The sequence below is a fragment of the Stutzerimonas stutzeri genome (assembly GCF_000935215.1).
Classification (GTDB): domain Bacteria; phylum Pseudomonadota; class Gammaproteobacteria; order Pseudomonadales; family Pseudomonadaceae; genus Stutzerimonas.
The window spans coordinates 1-1,808 of sequence record NZ_JXXD01000319.1; the positions used below are offsets into that span (position 1 = coordinate 1).

The window sequence follows — 1,808 nt, forward strand, 5'->3', positions numbered from 1 at the left end:
GCGCTCGGCGATCAGGTTGATACGGCGCCAGGCGCTGGTCCGGCTGTTTTCCGGGAAATCCTCGTTGACGGTAATCAGGATCTGCCGCGCCAGGCGCGTGGCGGGCCGCACGAAGCGCTCCGGATGATTGAAGTAGTACAGGCTGACATCCGTATCGGTGATTTCCGGCAGCCCGGCGCAGACGCGCTGCAGCACCGTTTCGACCTTGAGTTCGCGGGCCAGCAGCTGGCGCAGGCCGGCTTCGTCCAGGCCACTGTCGTCGAGCGCCTTGTGCAGCGCGAGCGGGTCCTCGTAGCGGGCGGCGATCTCGGCCCAGGCATCGGCGACCTGCTCGTCCGGGATCACCACACCGCAGGCCTCGGCACTGTGCAGCACGGCGTTCTCCAGCTGCAGCTGGCGACCGACGATGCGCTCGGCCTGTTCACGCTGTGGCGAACTGAGGGCGGCCGGGGCACAGCCGAAACGCTCGTGGGCGACCTTCAGCAGCTGGTAGCGGGCATTCTCGCCGGTGACCAGATCAATGCTCATGCTCGCCTCCCGCCTGCGCGTCGGCCCAGGCCAGGCTCGTCTCGGGCACCTGAAGCACCCGGCCGTCGCCGAAATAGACGTGGTACTGGATGCCGCCGGGCAGGTCGCGCAGCACCTTCTCGATGCTGCCGGTGCGGCCCTGCTCCACCACCACCTCGCCGCGCACGGCCAGGCTGCGGGTGGCCACCACCTGGTCGCGGAACTCGAACAGGTTGGGTATCCAGGGGTCCGACGCGGGAATCAGCTCCTCCTCGCGGCAGCCCACCGTGCAGCCCTGATCGAGGAAATGCACGCGGTAGATCAGCTGATCCTGCAGGTAGGTGCCGACGTCGTAGACGCAACCCACCGCGCCGCGGCGCATCAGCAGGGCGCCGGTGTCCTTGCCGGGGTAGGTGCCGTCGTTGCGTACGTTGCGGATCAGCCTGACGGCCTGGCCATATTCGTAGAGCGGCAGACTCATGGCGCTCACCTCCCGCGGGTCAGCCCAGCAGTTGATCGATGGGCACGAAGGTCGTCTGCGGCTCGTGCATGTGGAAGACCTTGAAGACCTTTTCGGTCTGCGCATCGGAGGCGACGAAATCCTCGTAGGCACGCACCAGCAGCTTGCGATACACCGCATACCGCACGGCATCCTGCAGGTGCTCGATGTCGCCGGCCTGACACAGGTAGTCGTGATAGCGCTGCATGATGTGCAGGCGGTTGACCTGCACCACCGACGGCACGAAGGGCACGCCGAAGAAGTTCAGGAAATCCTCGGCGGATACCAGCTCTTCCAGCGCCTCGTCCAGGGGCCCGTCCAGGTTCGGTTCGGCGGCTTGTTCGCTCATGGGCGTGTCTCCACGGTGGCAGCAGGGGGAAAGATGAAAATGGCGGCGCTGTTGGCCGCCAGCACATCGAGCAGCAGGCGCGCGCCGAGGCGGTTGTCCGCATCGAGCTCGGCGACCTTGCTCAGCATCGCCTTGCCCTCGCCGAACAGGCCCAGGCGCAGGCTCAGGTAACCGGCGCCCTTGAGCGCCAGCAGATGAAAACGCAGCAGCCCGATGGCGTCGGGCGCCACGCGTGCCAGGCAGTCGCCATCGAGTGCACGCCAGTCGCAGGGCAACCCCAGGCGCGGCGCGACCACCGCCAGTACCTGCGCGGCGATGGCCAGGGCATCGCCATGGCGATGCTGGTAGAAGTAGAAGCGGTAGAGCCCGACCAGCACGCTGAGATCGCCCGGCGCCAGCGCCTGCGCCGCCAGCAGCGGCTGCTCCGCCGTGCCGGTGGCGTACTGCGCCGAC

3 protein-coding genes and 1 pseudogene are annotated in these 1,808 nt (G+C 67.5%); all 4 read right to left on the reverse strand.

The genetic code is table 11. The features are described from left to right. Positions 1-528 (reverse strand): annotated as a pseudogene (locus LO50_RS22800) (nitrogen fixation protein NifM); the annotation flags it as partial. Next, positions 518-988 (reverse strand): nitrogen fixation protein NifZ, encoded by a 471-nt coding sequence (locus LO50_RS22805; protein ID WP_042921139.1) that lies wholly within the window; start codon positions 986-988, stop codon positions 518-520. The gene LO50_RS22805 and the pseudogene LO50_RS22800, both read right to left, overlap by 11 nt. 19 nt (positions 989-1,007) lie before the next feature. After that, positions 1,008-1,355 (reverse strand): nitrogenase-stabilizing/protective protein NifW, encoded by a 348-nt coding sequence (nifW, locus tag LO50_RS22810; RefSeq protein ID WP_011912532.1) that lies wholly within the window; start codon positions 1,353-1,355, stop codon positions 1,008-1,010. Then, a partial coding sequence (locus LO50_RS22815; RefSeq protein WP_044316455.1) for a hypothetical protein occupies positions 1,352-1,808 on the reverse strand: 457 nt, incomplete at its 5' end. The genes nifW and LO50_RS22815, both read right to left, overlap by 4 nt.